This is a genomic window from Acinetobacter sp. (assembly GCF_049284435.1).
Taxonomy (GTDB): Bacteria; Pseudomonadota; Gammaproteobacteria; order Pseudomonadales; family Moraxellaceae; genus Acinetobacter.
The window spans coordinates 52,620-66,434 of record NZ_JBAPXX010000107.1 but is presented as its reverse complement, the minus strand read 5'-3'; the positions used below and the strand labels follow the sequence as shown (position 1 = coordinate 66,434).

Below are 13,815 nucleotides of genomic sequence, written 5' to 3'. Positions count from 1 at the left end.
ATAGGGGTATCGCCAAGTGGTAAGGCACCGGGTTTTGATCTCGGCATCCGTTGGTTCGAATCCAGCTACCCCTGCCATTTTTCACCTGTAGATGTACTGTATTAGGGGTATCGCCAAGTGGTAAGGCACCGGGTTTTGATCTCGGCATCCGTTGGTTCGAATCCAGCTACCCCTGCCATCTTACAGTCATCAAATTTAGGGGCGTCGCCAAGTGGTAAGGCACCGGGTTTTGATCTCGGCATCCGTTGGTTCGAATCCAGCCGCCCCTGCCATTTTCTCGAAAAAAGACAGAACACTCATTTGCTGTAAGACTGTTAATTTACCTTGACACTTTACCGCAAAAATATTAAAGTTCTGCCGCATTAGGGGTATCGCCAAGTGGTAAGGCACCGGGTTTTGATCTCGGCATCCGTTGGTTCGAATCCAGCTACCCCTGCCATTTATTCCCATATATCCCAACCGCCAAGGGTGCTTCATGCCCAATCTTGTCGTTTTTAGTGGATCTGCGCATCCACAATTCGCTCAAAAAGTCGTAAGTCACTTACATATTCCTCTAGGCGCTGCCTCTGTAGGTCAGTTCTCTGACGGTGAAATTGCTGTCGAGATTACTGAAAACGTTCGTGGTAAAGACGTATTTATAGTACAACCTACTTGTGCCCCAACTAACGATAACCTGATGGAAATCTTAGTGATGGCTGATGCTTTGCGTCGTGCAAGTGCGGGTCGTATTACTGCCGTGATTCCTTATTTTGGTTATGCTCGTCAAGACCGTCGTCCACGTTCAGCACGTGTTCCAATTACTGCAAAAGTTGTAGCAGACATGCTCACTACTGTAGGCGTTGACCGCGTTGTAATGATCGACTTGCACGCTGACCAGATCCAAGGCTTCTTCGATATCCCTGTAGACAACATCTACGGTACACCAGCGCTACTTGCTGACTTGCGTCAACAATCGCATCACAACCTGATGGTGGTTTCACCTGACGTGGGTGGTGTAGTGCGTGCACGTGCTGTTGCGAAACAAATGGGCGATATCGATCTTGCAATCATCGATAAGCGTCGTCAAAAAGCGAATGAATCACAAGTGATGCATTTGATTGGCGATGTAAAAGATCGTGATTGTGTCATCGTTGATGACATGGTAGATACTGCTGGTACGCTTTGCAAAGCTGCTGATGCATTGAAAACTTTCGGTGCTCGCAAGGTTGTTGCGTATGCAACGCATCCAGTACTTTCTGGTAAAGCGATTGAAAACTTAAAGAATTCTGTGATTGATGAACTGGTTGTGACTGATACCATTCCTCTTTCTGATGAAGCTTTAGCACTAGGCAAGATTCGCCAGGTTTCAGTAGCCAGCATGGTTGCCGAAACGATTCGTCGTATTAACAACGAAGAATCTATTAGCGCAATGTTCGATTCTTATCTATAATAGAGCGCTGAATTTTCAAAGCCCTGCCATTTGGTAGGGCTTTTACTCACTAGACTGGTCGCAAGTTTAGTTCATTTAACTTAAATAGGATGTCTATCATGGCAAACTTCGTATTAAACGCAGCAGCACGTGAAGAAGCAGTTCAAGGGAAAGGTGCGAGCCGCCGCCTTCGTCTTCAAGCTAAAGTTCCAGCAATCATCTACGGTGGCGAAGCTGCTCCTGTAGCTGTTACTTTAGAACTTCGTGAGCTTGTTAAAGCGTTAGAAAACAATGCATTCTTCGAAGAAGTTGTTGAAATCAACGTAGACGGCAAAACTGAAAGCGTGAAAATCCAAGCGCTTCAACGTCACCCAGCTAAAAACACGCCTATGCACGCTGACTTCAAACGCGCATAAGTGTTAATGGTGTAATTAGTGTCAAATATTTCACTGATTGTAGGTTTGGGTAACCCAGGTTCTGAGTATGCCCAAACCCGCCATAATGCAGGCTTCTGGTTCGTAGAACGCCTTGCAGACCAATATGGCATTACCCTCAAAAAAGACCCAAAATTCAACGGATTTAGCGGTCGTGGCAATATCGAAGGTCAAGACGTCCGTCTTCTTCTACCGACAACCTTTATGAACCTTTCCGGTAAAAGTGTTGTTCCTTTCGCCAAATTCTACAATATCGCACCTGAATCGATCCTGATTGCCCATGATGAACTGGATATGAATCCTGGTGTCATTCGCCTGAAAACTGGCGGTGGTCACGGTGGTCATAATGGTCTACGCGATATCGTGCCGCATATTGGTTCAAACTTCCATCGCCTGCGTATTGGAATCGGCCATCCTGGTGCCAAAGACCGTGTTTCCGGTCATGTGCTCAGTAAAGCGCCAAGCAGCGAACAGAATTTAATGGATGATGCGATTTCCCATGCCCTCGCCCGCACAAAAATGCTGGTGAATGGTGAAGTACAGCAAGCCATGAATCAAATCAACGCATACAAGCCGAACTAAACATTCAGAAATAGCTGGACAATTCCGCTTGCCAGAAAGTTTATTTAAGCGCAAAATGCGTTTGCTCGATTGTTCACCATACAGCAAGCAAGATTGATTTAACCAAATGATCAAACTCTTAGGTCAACTCAGGGGACGCTAGCCATGCTATCTCGTTTATTAAAATGCAAAATTCACCGCGCTCACGTTACACATGCAGAATTACACTATGAAGGTTCATGTGCAATTGATGGCGTTTTGATGGATTTGGCTGGCATTCGTGAATACGAAGAAATTCATGTGTGGAACGTGACCAATGGTAAACGTTTTGCAACTTATGCAATTCGTGGCGAAGACAATTCAGGCATCATTTCAGTGAATGGTGGTGCTGCGCATCAGGCCGATGTAGGCGATATCGTGATTATTGCAACCTTTGGCGATTTCACTGAAGCTGAAGCGAATGCCCATCAGCCTCGCTTGGTTTATGCCAACCCAAATAATACAGTCAGCCACACTGCCAACTGTATTCCGGTACAAGTTGCATAAGCTGATCAGACCAGATACCGAAAAGCTCGCAAATCGCGGGCTTTTTTAATACTGGAATATTGACCTATTTAACTGCCCTCTCGCCAACTTTTAGAGCTTTCACAGTTTAAGGGTTTTAATTGCTGATCAAGCAGATCAGACAATAGAGCCTTGCCATTTTCCTTCACTTTCAGCTCTGCAAATTTAGCATTACGATAACAAGGCTCTAGGCCCTCGGCGAACATGAAACTGTTAGCAGCAGGATATAAAGCCTCAAACGTATTGTGCGGATTCTTTAAGAGCAGTTTAGATGATGATGCCGGATAAATCTGCAATAAGCGTGGATCAAAACTGGTTTGTATCACCCGTCGCTGTAGATCTAAGCGTACATAGCTCATGATCTGGGACTGATCTTTAAAATCCTGAATACTGATGTCCGAACTTGCTCGATTCACTGCACTTTCAGCAGCATCCACCCCCGCAAAATGCAACTGATAATTCAGTGCCATATAATCCCCTTGCAAGATCGAACGCGGATCGACAGGTGCCAACTCGACAAAGATACTCTCGCTTTTTACCAGATTCCATTCATGCTGGACAATTAAACCTACGAATAAAGCAATACTAAAAATACTCAGGTGCAGCGCCATAAACTTTTTCATCATGAGGCTACCCCTGCTTTCAGCTGAAATTTCGGCGAACTCAACACATAAGCCAGAAGCAACACCAGCACACCTGAGGCAAAAACACTGACACTTTTAAATAAAAAACTCAGTCCCAGATTGTAATACAGCAGCCATAACCAGAAGATCAGTAGCAAAATGGTCAAGGCTTGCATCAATTGTTGTTGATTCACCATTGCCCAAGCCATAAACACCAAAATGATAAAAATTTCAAAGTAACCCAATACAATCAGCAGAATTCCCGCAGCAGGAATGAGCCAGAGTTGAATTTGTGAAAATTGCTTGAGATGAATCCCGACAAAACTCAACATCCAGAGCGCTGGCAAAATATAGAAAGTAATCACTTCATCCATACCACGTGGCTGCAATTGCTGAGCCACACCAAATTGCAGCAGGCATTGAAAAATGGCCGTTACCGCCAAAATACCGATCATCCACAAATTCACGCTTTTGGCATAAGCTGAGGCGAGCCATTGTTTCGCACTCAGCAACACTACAGTCAGAATGCTGTAATTCAGCAGCATGATCCACGTCAGCAGGCGCTGCTCCTGAAAAAATGCATGTTGCTCGACCAGAACTGCAATCCCCAGTACATGGGTAAGTAACAGCTGCAATAACACCACCAGCCAATGCATGCGACTCATGATACTCACCAAAGTAATGCCGACTTGTATCAGCCAGATTAGCAATAGGCTCTCTGTGAGTAATTGAGTATGAATCAATACCGCGGCCTGACCACAAACCCATAAACAATAAGCCAATTGCCGCAGAAAAACTGAGGGCTTGCTACGAATCAACCACCAGGCGACTGCGATAAAAATGATTCCCATCAGAATCGAAAAACTTTCCCAATAAGTCAGCAACAGCATGGCCAGTATCACACCAGCAATCCATGCGCCCAGAGCCAATGGAATGACTGAAAATCGACTCTTGGGCAACAGCTTTATCAGCAGACCTGTAATAGCTGCGAACCAGCCAAATATTAGTAGTGCCAATACCAATAAGCCGGCGGCTGAATTTTGCAAATATTGTTTAGTGAGATCAAAAATCAGAACACTAAAACTCAATGCCAGTCCTGCAACCAGTAAGCTGGTTTCAAGCTGTTGTTTTCTAGTATAAAAATAAGCACTGAATAAAATCGGCAGAACCAGTACCGAGCTCAGATACCAGATCGAATCCGAGTCGATAAACCGGAACATACTCACTACCGAAATGAGCACCACGATGGCGATAAACAGATAGCGCAAAACCGGATAATAACGTAAGGCATAGATCATACTTAGCCCGGTCAACAGATTCAGACTGAGCAGATAAGCCGTTTCAGCACGTACCAGCCAAAAGCTTTGTTTAAAATAAAAATAGAGTGCTAGTTGGCTGACCACACAAAATAATGCAAAGATCCCAATATTCGGACGATACAGCCAAGGCAATAACAGCAAAGCCCAAAGCAGAAATAACTGATAACTGTCAGCACCAGTCTGATAAATCTGCCCAATGACAGCCAGACTTAAGCCCAGCATTAGACCCGATACAGTATCCAGACTTTGTCTTAACTTTTCCCGCACAGCGAAACGCATGCTTAGCAATGCTGAACCCAGCAATAAAATTTGAGGAATAAACAGCTGGACAAATTTGGGCAACATCCACCAGTTTGCTGCCAGCAGATACACGATACTGACAGCGATCAGCGCCAGCCCAATGATGTAAAGAATTTGAATAACAGCAGGTTGAATAAATAACAGCGGGGAAAATGGACGGTCTGGCGATGGTACTGTTCTAGACATGCTGATCTGTTCAATTTTTATTTGATTTTACCTTAGCATGATTTTTGCAGGATTTGCCAGGCAGGAACAGCCCGAGTACGTTGTACATTTTTAAATCAGGATTTGATAAATTCCATAAAGGGCAATGATGAGCAGAATCATGCCGCACAATGCCAGCAAATGTGGATAGAGCCGAGAATAGGATAAGCGGTTAAAACCCAAATACACCACAGACAAAGTCAAAAAATCCAGGATGATCCAGCTCAAAGTCAAGATCAAGAGACTTATATCAAGATCAGATGTAATCGCGATAAATTGCGGGAAAAAAGCCGCAAAGAAAATAATGTCCTTAGGATTAGAAATACCAACCAGAAAACCTTGTCGAAAACCGCCACGCACAGGAACTAGATTCTCCTGAGCTTGATCCTGCTGTTTAAAAATAACTTCACGGAAAATCTGCCAGCCCAGATAGCCAATATATAAACAGCCCAGCAACTTGATCGCATCCAGCCATTGCTCATTAATGACCAGTAAACCTTTTAGACTCAATACCGATAAGGCAATCAAAACCAGAGAGGCGAAATTGGTACCAAAGATGGTTCTTAAGGCCGCCGTATAACCGCCTTTTAGACCGGCACTGGCCACCAGTAGCATCACCGGTCCCGGTGTAGCGATCATCACCACAACAGCCAGACAATATAAGAAATATTCGCTAATATTCATGCCATTCCCTCAGCTATTGTTATTTTTGTGCGTAAAAAAAGAGGACTTAGTCCTCCTCTTGCATATGAATCAGATGCTGACTGATACCGTCCGCCCGCAGAAAAGCCAGATCATAACTGGCTGTGGCCAAGGCCAAAATACGGCGCTCAAATTCATCCCACAATGGACGCACCTGCTTATAATGAATGCCCAAACCACTATCGTCGGTAAAATGCCGATTTTTTTCACAAAGCTTTAAGGCATGATATAGCTTACGCCCCTTGGAAGCATCATCACGCAAGCGCACCCGTTTTGAAAGCACAAAGGCCTGTACCTTGACAAGATCGGCATGCGGCAAAAGCGGCACCAGAATCTGATCCAGCTGTGCATCCAGTCGCTGCCACACGGCACGATGCTGCTCAGCACTATACGTATTCCAGTGAATCACTTCATGATTAAAACGGCGGCAACCACGACATACCGCATCACCAAATACGGTCGAGCAACGCCCTGCACATGGGGTTAAAGACGCAATACGACGATCTGAACTCAAAACACACTCCAAAGATACTGCAATTTTCAGTATCTGCATCACTGCACAAAATCCTGGACCGGGCATGACTATACACGCTCTCCCCCATGAATTGAAGCCTGTTAAAAGACTTGCGGTTTACTCGCTTATTCACTCGAATCAAGCTAAAATATGCGCCTTTCAAATTATCATGCTACGTTGGAGTATTCCATGAACGCTACTGTAGAACAGCTTGCACCTGTAGAACAGCAAGCGACGACTGGTTGGGTTGTTGCCGCACTTTATCAATTCAAAGAAGTTCAAGATCCTGCCGGTCTTCAGCAACGTCTTTTGGACCTGGTAAAATCCATCAACCTTTGCGGTACTCTGATTGTGGCAGGTGAAGGCATTAACGGTACGGTTGCAGGCGACCGTGCATCGATTGATCAAATTCACCAGTTCCTTCTAAATGAAGGTTTTAACGAAATGGAATACAAAGAATCTGACAGTTCTGAAAAGCCATTCCGTAAAATGAAAATTAAATTAAAAAAAGAAATTGTGACTTTAGGTGTGGAAGTGAAACCGCGTGATTTAGTCGGTCACTATCTTGATCCAAAAGAATGGAATGAACTGATTGCGCGTGATGACGTAATTCTGGTCGATACACGTAACGATTACGAATATAAAGCCGGTACTTTCAAAGGGGCAATTGACCCGAAAACTGAAAGCTTCCGCGAATTCCCTGAATACGTGAAAAATAATCTTGAACAGCACAAAGACAAGAAAATTGCCATGTTCTGTACTGGCGGTATTCGTTGTGAAAAATCCACTTCACTTCTTCTACAAGAAGGTTTTACCGAAGTGTATCACCTGAAAGGCGGCATTTTAAAATACCTGGAAGAAACCCCGACCGAAGAAAGCATGTGGGAAGGCGAATGCTTCGTATTTGATGGCCGTACTGCGGTAACCCACGGTGTAGAAGAAGGTCAAAATACCAAATGTCATGCCTGTGGCTGGCCTTTACTTCCAGAGGAAGTTGCGCTGCCAAGTTATGAACATGGTGTCTCTTGTGTGTACTGTATTGACAAAACCACGGAGAAACAAAAAGAAGGTTTCCGTATGCGTCAATCACAAATTTTAGCAGCAAAACGCAAACGCCTCTAATCTGGTCTTTTGTAATGAAATATTTAAAAACCCTCTTCGGAGGGTTTTTCGTTTACATAAAAATTACAACAGTAATAAAACTCTTACCAATTCCTTACCAAGAACCTCATTTTTTTTCAAACAAGATTGTTAGTCTAATGATACGGTAATTTACAAGCTAAGTCTTTCATTATTAACTGAAATTTTTAATTGAAAAGGAATATAAAATGGCAGGCTCACTTGCTCGAGATTCAGACAATCTGGTTCAATTTCAACCTAAAGAAAATATAAAGCTGCAACAGCTTCATCAAATTTCTGAAGAGCTTGAACAGCAGTCACATCTGTTCGTAGTTATCTTGGGAACCGTTATTGGCGCAATCTTAGCGCTTTTCATTGGTTACCATATCAATACCAGCATCCTACATTTTATCCTGCTGAGTATTTTGCCGATCTGCTTGGCCTATTTCTTGCGTAAAGTTTATATTTATACCCTGACACATAGCTGATTCTGTCTGATCATTTATATTCCAAGACTTTACCGCACAAAAAATACTGCTTAGGATACAGGCAGTATTTTTTATTTTGCCAATCATATGAATCTGACTGAATGGATTATTTCCGTCATGGAGCAACTGGGCTACTGGGGCATTGCCCTGCTCATGTTCCTGGATAATGTTTTCCCGCCAATCCCTTCCGAAATTATTATGCCTTCCGCGGGCTACTCAGCCTCTCAGGGCGAGTTAATACTCGTCGGGGTGATCATGTCCGGTTGTATCGGCTCTCTGCTGGCAGCCGCCTTGCTGTACTGGATTGGCTATAAATTTAACCATGATTCTATTTTTAAATTTGTCGATCGTTATGGCAAATATTTATTTATTAAATCAGAGGATGTGAAAAAATCACTCAGCTGGTTTGAGCATTATGGTCACCGGATTGTGTTCTTTGGCCGCATGATTCCTGCCGTCCGCTCGCTGATCAGCATTCCTGCCGGCATGAGTCACATGCCCTTCTGGAAATTTATGTTCTATAGCGCACTTGGAACCATCATCTGGACCACATTTTTGGCCTGTATCGGATTTTATTTTGGCGAAAACCAGCAGCTGATGCAGCAAATTTTCAGTAAAGTCAGTTATGTGATTATTGCTATTGTTGCGGTAATTATTATCTGGATTTTCTACCGTAGACAGCAGCGTAAAAATCGTCCATCCTGAGGAAGATCCCTTAAAGAGATTAAAACGATGTCGCATTATCTTAAATATTTTGCCACCGTTTATCTGACCTTGGTTCTATTGGTAGGCATACTCATCTATGTATTCAATCTGGGTGCCATTCTCCTGATTCCTGCCCTGATTGCTTCTGCCTTTCTCAGTGCCCGATACTTTGTTAAAAAAGAACTTCGTTTGCCGACTAAGGAAGAGAAAAGCAAACTGATCTGGGGCTCCACTATCATTGCCATGACATTCGGGTTTATCTTTTTAGTTGTGGTCATCTGGATGAACCCTCAGACAGATGAGATTTATAAAACCATAGCCCATACAGGAAGAGGAACAAATTCACTCCTGGTGGCTGCAAGCATTGCCTTACATGCCTTGGTGTTCCATATCGCCTACAATCCTTATGCCCGCTATAGTCTGGTGAAGCGTACAGGCTTGGAAAGAAAATAGGATCGAGTAGATCTCAAAGATGCAAAAAGGCTAAAGCTAAAAAAAGCACCCTGCGGTGCTTTTTTTATGAATTATTCTGGAGTGTGATACATCAGATACAATTCATTTAAGTTTTCTGGAATTTCTTCTGCAAGCTCATCCATTAACTGGCCATTGCGACGGAAAGTTTCCATTTGTGGATCTTCATCATCAATGCCACTGAAGACCATGATTGGCAGGGTTAAATCCACCAGTTGTTCTTCAAATTCTTCAGTAAACCAAGCGTCTTCGTTCAGGAACATGGCATCTACAAAGCCCACACTCCAATCACCCAAGCTTGATTCAGTATCTGCTTCTTCAATTTCAAACGGGAATGTAATCCCTTCTTCATTGGCTAAGCTTTGACGAATAGACTCTAACCATGCTTGCACCTGAGTGATGATTTCTGCAGGCACTTTCTTTTGATTACTATCAAAAAGTTCGTCTAACCATTTGTCGAATTTTGGGCCTACTGCAATAGCACATAAGAAACCATGGGTTGCCGCGAAATCTAGACCATGTTCATTTTGGTCACCATCTAGATATTCACTCAACAGGTCTAAATCTAAAGCACTCATCTAACATCCAAACTTAGAAAACCGAAAGGTTTAGCATAGCATTTATTCAGGCTATGCTAAATCCGAATTCGTTAATCTTCGTCATCAAAATCGTCATCATCGTCGAAGTCATAGTCAAAATCTTTGAGTTCGCGCTCTAAACGACGTTGGGTCAGCAGATCATCGATCAGACGACGTTTTTCCAACGACTCTTTAGCACTGAGCTTGCTAGAAGCCTCATCGAAATTAACATCATCTTCACCGAAGTTATCATCTAGTTCAAAATCTGTAGAAGACACTAAAACTTCCTCATGAGTGAAAAATGTAAAAGGATTTAAGCGCTATTTATCGTGCCTAAAATAACAAGTCAAGTTTTATTTGGATTTTCGTATTTTTAATTTGTAATTAGGGGTTTTTTCTGTCTCAATTGTGTGCCATGATATAATCCACCCTGCGTCCTTATGTTTTTTGAATCTCCTTTTTTGAGTCATAAACAGACACGCATGGGATGAACTTGAAAACAACAAATTCACCCCCATCTTAAATTACTGAATTTCATTTTAAATATTTTATCAGACAGCTTTAATGCTGAATTCCCTGATGAAATATGTAGGCTATTCACTAAATTTAACGAGCTTAAATCGTGCAGCCTTGTACGGTTTTTTACTGCCACAGATTCAACGAAGAGTAAGCAAAAGATGAGCGATATGACTTCCCCTACTTCTCAAGTAGCGGCTCTGATTAGCCGAGGCAAAGAACAAGGTTATTTAACCTTCGCTGAGGTTAACGATCATCTGCCGGACTCCATCACAGAAAGCGAGCAGATTGAAGATATCATTCAGATGCTGAATGACGTCGGTATTCCGGTACATGATCGCGCGCCTGAATCTGATGATACGATGTTCGAAGATACTGCAGAAGCGGCGGATGAAGTTGCAGAAGAAGAAGCTGCAGCTGTACTTGCATCGGTAGAAAACGAGCCAGGTCGTACCACTGACCCTGTACGTATGTATATGCGTGAGATGGGTACAGTAGAACTTCTGACTCGTGAAGGCGAAATCAGCATCGCAAAACGCATCGAAGAAGGTATTCGTGATGTTTTGCACTCGATTGCTTACTGGCCGAATGCGGTAGAAGTTGTACTGCAAGAATACAAAGATTATGAAGCGGGCGAACGTCGTCTTGCTGACCTTTTATCAGGTTATTTAGATCCTGAATCAGATGAAGAAATTCCTGAAGTTCTAGAAGAAGAAGCGGTTCTTGCTGAAGATGAGACTGACTCGAAAAAATCGACCAAAGACGTAAAACTGGACGATGATGAAGAGGAAGAAGAAGCAGATTCTGATGATGAATCAGAAGCAGATTCTGGTCCAGATCCTGAAATTGCAAAAGCGCGTTTCACTGAACTGGAAAATGCGTGGCTGAATACCAAAGCAACCATTGAAAAACATGGCCGTGACAGCAAACAGGCTGAAGAAGCTCTTCAGGCACTTGCAACTGTATTCATGATGTTCAAATTCACCCCGCGTCTATTTGATATCATTTCTGAAATGATTCGTGGTACACACGACCAGATTCGTGGTGCAGAACGTGAAGTGATGCGTTATGCAGTACGTCGTGGCCGTATGGACCGCACCCAGTTCCGTACTAGCTTCCCGGGCCAGGAATCGAATCCAGCCTGGTTAGATGAGCAGATCGCGAAAACACCTGCAGACCAGAAGGCTTATCTGGAAAAAGTACGTCCAGACGTATTGGCCTTCCAGCAAAAAATTGCAGATATCGAGAAAGAGCTTGGCCTTGATGTAAAAGGCATTAAAGACATTGCCAAACGTATGGCAGTCGGTGAAGCTAAAGCGCGTCGTGCCAAGAAAGAAATGGTTGAAGCGAACTTGCGTCTGGTAATTTCGATTGCGAAGAAATATACAAACCGTGGCTTGCAATTCCTGGATCTGATTCAGGAAGGTAACATCGGTCTGATGAAAGCCGTAGACAAGTTTGAATACCGTCGTGGTTATAAATTCTCGACTTATGCGACTTGGTGGATTCGTCAGGCGATTACCCGTTCGATTGCGGATCAGGCACGTACCATTCGTATTCCGGTACACATGATTGAAACGATCAACAAGATCAACCGTGTATCTCGTCAGCTTCTACAGGAAATGGGTCGTGAACCGACTCCTGAAGAACTGGGCGAACGTCTGGAAATGGACGAAGTTAAAGTACGTAAAGTACTGAAAATCGCCAAAGAACCGATTTCGATGGAAACACCGATTGGTGATGATGAAGATTCGCATCTGGGTGACTTCATTGAAGACAGCAACATCACGTCACCAATTGATGCTGCAACGTCTGAAGGCCTGAAAGAAGCAACACGTGAAGTTCTGGAAAACCTGACTGAACGTGAAGCCAAAGTTCTGAAAATGCGTTTTGGTATCGACATGCCGACCGACCATACTTTGGAAGAAGTGGGTAAACAGTTTGACGTGACCCGTGAACGTATTCGTCAGATTGAAGCGAAAGCGCTGCGTAAACTTCGCCATCCATCGCGTTCAGAACACTTACGCTCATTCCTTGAGAATGATTAAGATTTGATGCTTATTCTGGAGACTTGAAATTTGATCATCAGTCTCCATTTTAAGTAGCCAAGACAGACCCAAACGCCTGCATGATTGCAGGCGTTTCAAATCAGGGGGACTACCATGTTAGACCGTACACCATCTCGTGAACTTCAAGAACATCTTTGGGTTTTCCCTATGGATTATCCGATTAAACTGATTGGCCTTGCGGGCGATGAATTGCGTCACGCTGTCATCGATATTTTTCTAAAACATTTTCCAGATTTTGAAGGTGATAGCGTAAGTGTTACGCCATCGCGTACTGGCAAATATCATTCCATTACCGCACAACTGCGCTTTTTGGAACTGGAGCAAGTCCATGCAGTGTATGCAGATTTAGCCGCCTGCCCACTAATTAAAACCGCACTCTAATCGAAAATGAAAAAGACGCGCTTCCGGGCGTGTTTTTTTATGCCCATTCAGAGCTGAGCTAATGCTTAAATATTGTGGATCTCGCCCCTATTTCATACCGAAGTCATTATAATTATGATCAGTTTTTTTATAATTACCAAGGACACTCCCTGTGACTGATGTGCTGCAAAAGCCCGAGCTGATCATTCGTCAATATCACGACCTCACACCTTATGAAGATCGTTTTCTGGAAATGAAAACATTTACGGAAACCCGTGATGAACATAGCCCGGATCAGCTGTGGATTTTGCAACATCAGGATGTACTGACTCAAGGTCAGGCAGGAAAACCGGAACATATTCTAATGCCGAGCAACATTCCGGTGATTCAGACTGATCGTGGCGGTCAGGTGACCTGGCATGGTCCCGGTCAATTGGTGGCTTACTTTATGTTTGACCTGAATCGTCTGGGCTGGAATGTGCGCACGCTGGTGTCTTATGCTGAAAACCTGATGATTGACTTGCTAAAAAAATATGGCATTGATGCCTATGCCAAACCGGATGCACCAGGGGTTTACGTCGCTGAGCGCAAAATCGGTTCACTCGGTTTTAAAATTCGCAAAGGTCGTAGCTATCATGGTCTATCCTTAAATCTGGATTGTGACCTGAGCGGATTTAATACCATTAATCCTTGCGGCTATGCAGGACTAGAAATGGTACGCATGAGTGACCTGCTCGAACAACCGCCCCAATTCAGCGAGTTGTGCACTGAAATTATTGAAACTTTGCGCCACAGCGGGTACTTTAAGCAAATAACTGTCGAGCAAAGATAAAGCCTTTGCATTTCAACTTCAAATAAATTAGAGTATTTACTCTAAACT

Annotated in this window: 17 protein-coding genes and 4 tRNA genes; 15 read left to right on the top strand and 6 right to left on the bottom strand. The window is 43.5% G+C overall.

Annotation, left to right across the window (positions count from 1 at the left end; genetic code table 11):
* The first annotated feature begins 2 nt into the window (after window positions 1-2).
* The 8 genes from WAK81_RS09790 to panD all read left to right on the top strand — a co-directional run bounded on the left by WAK81_RS09790 (window position 3) and on the right by panD (window position 2,949).
* A tRNA-Gln gene (locus WAK81_RS09790) sits at window positions 3-77 on the top strand.
* Between the two features lie 26 nt (window positions 78-103).
* Window positions 104-178 (top strand) — tRNA-Gln (locus tag WAK81_RS09785).
* Between the two features lie 19 nt (window positions 179-197).
* Window positions 198-272, top strand: a tRNA-Gln gene (locus WAK81_RS09780).
* Between the two features lie 92 nt (window positions 273-364).
* Window positions 365-439, top strand: a tRNA-Gln gene (locus WAK81_RS09775).
* Window positions 440-475: 36 nt separating this feature from the next.
* Window positions 476-1,429, top strand: coding sequence for a ribose-phosphate pyrophosphokinase (locus WAK81_RS09770; RefSeq protein WP_004280601.1), 954 nt, complete (start codon window positions 476-478; stop codon window positions 1,427-1,429).
* A gap of 98 nt (window positions 1,430-1,527) precedes the next feature.
* A complete protein-coding gene (gene rplY / locus WAK81_RS09765) occupies window positions 1,528-1,824 on the top strand; it encodes a 50S ribosomal protein L25 (protein ID WP_422196652.1) in 297 nt (98 codons plus the stop codon).
* Window positions 1,825-1,842: 18 nt separating this feature from the next.
* A complete protein-coding gene (gene pth / locus WAK81_RS09760; protein WP_004645783.1) occupies window positions 1,843-2,424 on the top strand; it encodes an aminoacyl-tRNA hydrolase in 582 nt (193 codons plus the stop codon).
* A 144-nt stretch (window positions 2,425-2,568) separates the two neighbouring features.
* Window positions 2,569-2,949, top strand: a complete 381-nt coding sequence (gene panD / locus WAK81_RS09755; protein ID WP_004280606.1) for an aspartate 1-decarboxylase — start codon at window positions 2,569-2,571, stop codon at window positions 2,947-2,949.
* Window positions 2,950-3,017: 68 nt separating this feature from the next.
* Here panD and WAK81_RS09750 read toward each other — a convergent pair whose 3' ends face one another.
* The 4 genes from WAK81_RS09750 to WAK81_RS09735 all read right to left on the bottom strand — a co-directional run bounded on the left by WAK81_RS09750 (window position 3,018) and on the right by WAK81_RS09735 (window position 6,629).
* On the bottom strand, window positions 3,018-3,590 hold the full coding sequence (locus WAK81_RS09750; RefSeq protein WP_422196667.1) for a GDYXXLXY domain-containing protein: 573 nt from the start codon (window positions 3,588-3,590) through the stop codon (window positions 3,018-3,020).
* Window positions 3,590-5,395, bottom strand: a complete 1,806-nt coding sequence (locus WAK81_RS09745; protein ID WP_422196651.1) for a DUF2157 domain-containing protein — start codon at window positions 5,393-5,395, stop codon at window positions 3,590-3,592. Before WAK81_RS09745 ends, WAK81_RS09750 begins: the two co-directional genes overlap by 1 nt.
* Window positions 5,396-5,485: 90 nt before the next feature.
* Complete coding sequence (locus tag WAK81_RS09740) at window positions 5,486-6,097, bottom strand: LysE family translocator (RefSeq protein ID WP_422196650.1); 612 nt, start codon at window positions 6,095-6,097, stop codon at window positions 5,486-5,488.
* A 46-nt stretch (window positions 6,098-6,143) separates the two neighbouring features.
* A complete protein-coding gene (locus tag WAK81_RS09735; RefSeq protein ID WP_422196666.1) occupies window positions 6,144-6,629 on the bottom strand; it encodes a DUF1289 domain-containing protein in 486 nt (161 codons plus the stop codon).
* Window positions 6,630-6,818: 189 nt separating this feature from the next.
* Here WAK81_RS09735 and WAK81_RS09730 point away from each other — a divergent pair, with 189 nt between their 5' ends.
* The 4 genes from WAK81_RS09730 to WAK81_RS09715 all read left to right on the top strand — a co-directional run bounded on the left by WAK81_RS09730 (window position 6,819) and on the right by WAK81_RS09715 (window position 9,394).
* Entirely contained in the window at window positions 6,819-7,751 is a 933-nt protein-coding gene (locus WAK81_RS09730) for a rhodanese-related sulfurtransferase (RefSeq protein WP_422196649.1), read from the top strand.
* Window positions 7,752-7,957: 206 nt separating this feature from the next.
* Window positions 7,958-8,236: an FUSC family protein gene (locus tag WAK81_RS09725; RefSeq protein ID WP_422196648.1), complete on the top strand. Its 279-nt coding sequence runs from the start codon at window positions 7,958-7,960 to the stop codon at window positions 8,234-8,236.
* Window positions 8,237-8,323: 87 nt separating this feature from the next.
* Window positions 8,324-8,941: a DedA family protein gene (locus WAK81_RS09720; RefSeq protein ID WP_422196647.1), complete on the top strand. Its 618-nt coding sequence runs from the start codon at window positions 8,324-8,326 to the stop codon at window positions 8,939-8,941.
* Window positions 8,942-8,968: 27 nt separating this feature from the next.
* Window positions 8,969-9,394, top strand: coding sequence for an ABZJ_00895 family protein (locus WAK81_RS09715; RefSeq protein ID WP_422196646.1), 426 nt, complete (start codon window positions 8,969-8,971; stop codon window positions 9,392-9,394).
* A 71-nt stretch (window positions 9,395-9,465) separates the two neighbouring features.
* Here WAK81_RS09715 and WAK81_RS09710 read toward each other — a convergent pair whose 3' ends face one another.
* Both WAK81_RS09710 and WAK81_RS09705 read right to left on the bottom strand, forming a co-directional pair.
* Window positions 9,466-9,990, bottom strand: a complete 525-nt coding sequence (locus WAK81_RS09710; protein ID WP_004280621.1) for a YecA family protein — start codon at window positions 9,988-9,990, stop codon at window positions 9,466-9,468.
* A 71-nt stretch (window positions 9,991-10,061) separates the two neighbouring features.
* Window positions 10,062-10,268, bottom strand: coding sequence for a PA3496 family putative envelope integrity protein (locus tag WAK81_RS09705; RefSeq protein ID WP_004280622.1), 207 nt, complete (start codon window positions 10,266-10,268; stop codon window positions 10,062-10,064).
* Between the two features lie 228 nt (window positions 10,269-10,496).
* Between WAK81_RS09705 and rpoD the strand changes: the two genes are divergently transcribed.
* From rpoD to lipB, 3 genes are all read left to right on the top strand, one after another.
* Window positions 10,497-12,554 carry an RNA polymerase sigma factor RpoD gene (gene rpoD, locus WAK81_RS09700; RefSeq protein ID WP_422196665.1) on the top strand — a complete coding sequence of 686 codons (2,058 nt, stop codon included), beginning with the start codon at window positions 10,497-10,499 and terminating at the stop codon, window positions 12,552-12,554.
* Between the two features lie 114 nt (window positions 12,555-12,668).
* Complete coding sequence (locus tag WAK81_RS09695) at window positions 12,669-12,956, top strand: YbeD family protein (RefSeq protein ID WP_253112155.1); 288 nt, start codon at window positions 12,669-12,671, stop codon at window positions 12,954-12,956.
* A gap of 151 nt (window positions 12,957-13,107) precedes the next feature.
* Window positions 13,108-13,767 (top strand): lipoyl(octanoyl) transferase LipB, encoded by a 660-nt coding sequence (lipB, locus tag WAK81_RS09690; RefSeq protein WP_422196645.1) that lies wholly within the window; start codon window positions 13,108-13,110, stop codon window positions 13,765-13,767.
* Window positions 13,768-13,815 lie beyond the last annotated feature (48 nt).

Coding starts and splice junctions, on each gene's coding strand:
- WAK81_RS09725 (WP_422196648.1), top strand. CDS start 7,958: ATGGCAGGCTCACTTGCTCGAGATTCAGACAATCTGGTTCAATTTCAA.
- WAK81_RS09740 (WP_422196650.1), bottom strand. CDS start 6,097: ATGAATATTAGCGAATATTTCTTATATTGTCTGGCTGTTGTGGTGATG.
- rplY (WP_422196652.1), top strand. CDS start 1,528: ATGGCAAACTTCGTATTAAACGCAGCAGCACGTGAAGAAGCAGTTCAA.
- WAK81_RS09710 (WP_004280621.1), bottom strand. CDS start 9,990: ATGAGTGCTTTAGATTTAGACCTGTTGAGTGAATATCTAGATGGTGAC.
- WAK81_RS09745 (WP_422196651.1), bottom strand. CDS start 5,395: ATGTCTAGAACAGTACCATCGCCAGACCGTCCATTTTCCCCGCTGTTA.
- WAK81_RS09720 (WP_422196647.1), top strand. CDS start 8,324: ATGAATCTGACTGAATGGATTATTTCCGTCATGGAGCAACTGGGCTAC.
- WAK81_RS09715 (WP_422196646.1), top strand. CDS start 8,969: ATGTCGCATTATCTTAAATATTTTGCCACCGTTTATCTGACCTTGGTT.
- WAK81_RS09770 (WP_004280601.1), top strand. CDS start 476: ATGCCCAATCTTGTCGTTTTTAGTGGATCTGCGCATCCACAATTCGCT.
- WAK81_RS09730 (WP_422196649.1), top strand. CDS start 6,819: ATGAACGCTACTGTAGAACAGCTTGCACCTGTAGAACAGCAAGCGACG.
- WAK81_RS09750 (WP_422196667.1), bottom strand. CDS start 3,590: ATGAAAAAGTTTATGGCGCTGCACCTGAGTATTTTTAGTATTGCTTTA.
- panD (WP_004280606.1), top strand. CDS start 2,569: ATGCTATCTCGTTTATTAAAATGCAAAATTCACCGCGCTCACGTTACA.
- WAK81_RS09695 (WP_253112155.1), top strand. CDS start 12,669: ATGTTAGACCGTACACCATCTCGTGAACTTCAAGAACATCTTTGGGTT.